Annotated in this window: 2 protein-coding genes; both read right to left on the bottom strand. The window is 68.0% G+C overall.

Annotation, left to right across the window (positions count from 1 at the left end; all coding sequences use genetic code 11):
• Positions 1-421 precede the first annotated feature (421 nt).
• Positions 422-2,587 (bottom strand): sulfatase-like hydrolase/transferase, encoded by a 2,166-nt coding sequence (locus ACLJK8_RS22200; protein WP_413152599.1) that lies wholly within the window; start codon positions 2,585-2,587, stop codon positions 422-424.
• A 742-nt stretch (positions 2,588-3,329) separates the two neighbouring features.
• Positions 3,330-4,076: thioester domain-containing protein (locus ACLJK8_RS22195; protein ID WP_413152598.1), on the bottom strand; the 747-nt coding region annotated here is incomplete at its 5' end.

The following is a 4,076-nucleotide window of genomic DNA, read 5'->3' as shown; positions in this document are numbered from 1 at the left end:
AGACGCCCGATCAGATCCGGGCCGCGCAACTCGGCCTTGAAACCGAAGCCGCCACGGTCAAACTGGCGGCGTAACCGGCGCAAAGCGCTGTCTCAAATCCGTGCCCCGGTACACCACGATGCGCAGGGTACGCGGCCAGACCCCGAAGGAAATGCGCCGAAGAGCCGTCGGCCGTTGAGCCGGGACGCGAGGAAGGCGCGAGGGCCCGCGTTCTTCTCGGCGCGGTTGTGTCCGCTGGCGAGGTGATCGATCTCGGTCGCCGGCGAACCGGGCAGACCGCGATGCGCTCGGGCCGCTGATCCGCGAGTCCGACGGAACGACAGCTCCGCCTTGCAACTCCGACGCCCGGGAACGCTCAACTGCCCGAACGGTGCGCCCGTCATGCCCAGCACTCGGGCGCCGGCATGCGCCGGGCGGCGCCTCAGAGGATGAAGTCCGCCGCTCCGTAGGCGCTCGCCTGCGTGCTTCCGTCGGCCAGGATGATCCGGACCTCGGGCGCGCTGTCGCGGTCGGTGTTGCCGAGGACTTCCGTGTTGCTCCCGTTGTTGATGAGCCGCAGGCGCCCGGTCCCCGTCCCGCCGAACTGGAAGGTCTGGTTGCCCGCGAGCAGCGCATTCGCGTCGAGCGCCGAGAGATCGATCCGGTCGCCACCGGTCGCCTTCCAGGGCCCGCCGAGATCGATGATCGTGTCCGGCGCCGTCCGGGTCGAGTCGTTGATCGTCGTGTAGATGAACCGGTCGGTTCCCGTCCCGCCCTCCAGCAGGTCGGCCCCGGTGCCGCCCGTGAGGCTGTCGTTGCCATGCGAACCGAGCAGCGTGTCCCGCCCCGAGCCGCCGTTCAGCACGTCGCCGTTGCCGAGACCCGAGAGCATATCGCCTCCGCCCTCGCCGTCGAGCCGGTTCGCGCTCGCGCTCCCGATGATCCGGTTCGACGCCGAGTCGCCGGTGAACCGCGGTCCGTTGATCTGGACGATCTCGACATTCTCCGGGATCGCGAAACCGGCCTCGAGCGCGTTGTTGCGCATCACGATCATGTCGGTGCCGCCGTCCGCGGTCTCGGTGATCGTCGCGCCGCGATGGAGGAGATAGGTATCGTCGCCATCCGCGCCCGCGAGAATGTTCGTCGTGCCGGCCTCGGTCGCCGTGACCAGGATCTCGTCCGCCGCGGTCCCCGTCACCGGATTGACCCCATCGCCGAACCGGTAGCCGTTCTGGTCCAGCTGGTCATCCATCAGCGCGCTCATCGTGTCCCGGATGGCGTCATCCGCCGCCGTCAGGCCCTGCCCGGTATCGTAGGCGACGCGGTTGACGTGCTCGTTCGGGTCCTGGGTGAGATTGTAGAGCTCCTGGGTCCCGTCGGGATAGCGGGTGTAGCGGTATTCTTCCCCATCCGGGATCTGTGCCCGGATCGAGACGGAGCCGTTGATCGTCGTCAGCGCGATGCCCCGGCCGGTCGACGGATCGTACCAGGGCAGATCGGGGTTCTCCGCGATCGGCAGCAGACTCTCGCCGGGCAGCCCAAGGCGCGCGGGAACGGCGATCCCCATCGAGTCGAGCACGGTCGGAAAGATGTCGACGAGGCTGACGGTCTGGCGCGCGAGCTGCCCGCCCTCCATCCCGGGCTCCACGAGGATGAACGGCACCTCGGTCGCCTCGCGCCAGTGGGTGAACTTGCCCCACTGGTCCTTGTCGCCGAGATGGTAGCCCTGATCGCTCCAGAACAGGATCGAGGTCTCCGCGGCGAGCGCGGGATCGGCGGCGAGCGCGTCGAGGATCTGGCCCACCTTCGCATCGGCGTAGCTCGCCGAGGCGAGGTAGCCGTGGATGTAGTCGGCCCAGAGGTCGAGGTCGGCCGCGATCTGGGGATGCTTCGGGGAGGGGACCGACATCGGCGGCACGTCGAAATACTCGCCGTTGCCCGGGATGATCGTGCCGTCCTCCAGGCTTTGGGCCAGCGCCGCCCGGATCTCCGCCGGGTCGTAGAGGTCGAAGTAGGCCGCCGGAACCCACCAGTTGGGGTGCGGCTTGGTGATGCCGACGGCGAGGAAGAACGGATCGGCGAGGTCGCCCGCGCGGGTGGTCAGGAAGTCCAGCGCCTGGGCGACCGTCGCATCGTCGCGCAGGTCGTTCCCGCCGTATCGCCCCGAGTCGAAGGGGATGTCCTGCCAGACCTCATCGCGAATGACCTGGGAGCTCGGGCCCTGGTAGGGGAAGCCCATCACGAATTCGTCGAACATGACGCTCCGCTGCTGGGCGTTCATGGCGATCTCGTCATGGAAGATCTTGCCGAAGGAGGCGGTATAAACGCCCGCGGCCTTCAGGACCCCGAAAAGCGTGTCGGCCGGGCTGATGCGCTCGTCCCAGTTCACCGAATTGTCGAGAATGCCGGTCTGGCTCGGCTGCGTCCCGGAAAGGACACTGGCGCGGGACGGGTTGCAGAGCGGAACCTGCGACACCGCCCGCTCGAAACCGGTTCCCATCGCGATCAGGCGGTCCATGTTGGGTGTCTCGACGAGAGGCGCGAAATGCCCCCAGTTGCTGAGCATCCTCATGTCGTCGATCGAAAGCATAATGAAATTGCGTGCCAACGGCGTTCTCCAACGGGCAGTCGAGAAACAGTTGGGGACGATAGCAGGAAACTCCGCGACATGCGCGATTCATTTGGGCCCGCCCGCGACGGGCGGTTCATTCAGGGAATGACCATCGCAATACGAGCAGTCCTGTCGGTACGCGGGTGGGTCGCGTGGTTCCGCGGGGCGAGGGCGGGGTGGCACCGGAGACGGTCATCGATCCACGAAGACCTGTCGCGGAGCCAGGGCGTGGACCGCTCGCCGCGGGCGTATTCGCGCGGGCTAGCCGCGCCGGCGTACGCGCGAAGGTGACCGGCGAGTGCTTCCCGGCCGCGACCGCCTTGCCCCGCGGGGGCGGTCTTCGGCTACCGTCGAGCGGGGCGCTGGAACTTCACCGCGGCGGAGGCTACGCCTTCGCCAGGATGCGCGCTCCGGCCACGGCGCGGGCTCGGCCGGAAGCAACTCGGCCGCCCACTCGCCCAGACCGGTCCGCGGGCGTTCTTCTGATCGGACCTCGGCTGCCGGGCGCATGGGCGCCCNCTCCGGCCACGGCGCGGGCTCGGCCGGAAGCAACTCGGCCGCCCACTCGCCCAGACCGGTCCGCGGGCGTTCTTCTGATCGGACCTCGGCTGCCGGGCGCATGGGCGCCCCGATCGATTCCGGCCGCCGCGGGTTGCGCGGCGACCGTCCCGAGTTCGCAATCTCGCGTCGCCGCGATGGACCCAAGCCGAGCCACGGGGGCCCGGCTTGGACTTTGGCATCAAAGGCAGAAGCAGTCCTGCGCGAGGTCCTCGAACCGCACGCCGATGATCGAAGCCTGGTCGTTGTCCTCCGGCGTGGCCGCGTCGGTCGGCAGAAGGAAGAGGCCGACGACATCACCTTCGCCCGGCGTGAAGCCCTCGCCATCGGCTTGCGCCAGCTCCATGATCTCGGTCGCGTTCTCGCGGGTGCCGGTGCCAGGCGGGACCCAGTTCAAGTCGTCGAGCAGGCCCCAGATCGCCCCCTGGATCTCCGCCTCGGTGTAGGTCGCCCCGGTGCCGTCACCGTTGTCCATATTCTCGAACCCCTGGTTGATGATCCAGTTCACGAGATCGAGATGCTCCGGCTTGGCGAGAGCGCCGCTCGGGATCGAGCTCTCATCGGCGAGATAGATGTCCGCCGGAGTGTCCACCTCGAAATAGAGCACGTCAGCCTGTACCAGGCAGTAGGCGATGTCGAAGGACTTCCCGTCGAGACGATCGTCGCCGGTCCCGGAGATCGTCGTCGTGTAGTAGACGCCGCCGGGCGAGTTGTCGTCGGAGACGGAGATCGTCCCGGTGCTCGGAAGGCTCGCCGCGATCGTCTCGAGCGTGTTGACCGCGCCGCAGTATTCCACGTCGACATCGGCGGTGGCGCTCGCCGTCCCGTCCGAGACGGTGTAGCTGTAGCTTACCTCCTCATGCGCGCCGATCACGAGGTTGGCGTAGGCCGTGCCGGACGGATCGAAGGTGAGCTCGCCGCCGTTCAG

This window comes from Amaricoccus sp. W119 (assembly GCF_047275745.1).
In the GTDB taxonomy this organism is placed as follows: domain Bacteria; phylum Pseudomonadota; class Alphaproteobacteria; order Rhodobacterales; family Rhodobacteraceae; genus Amaricoccus.
This window is presented reverse-complemented; position numbering and strand designations above follow the sequence as displayed.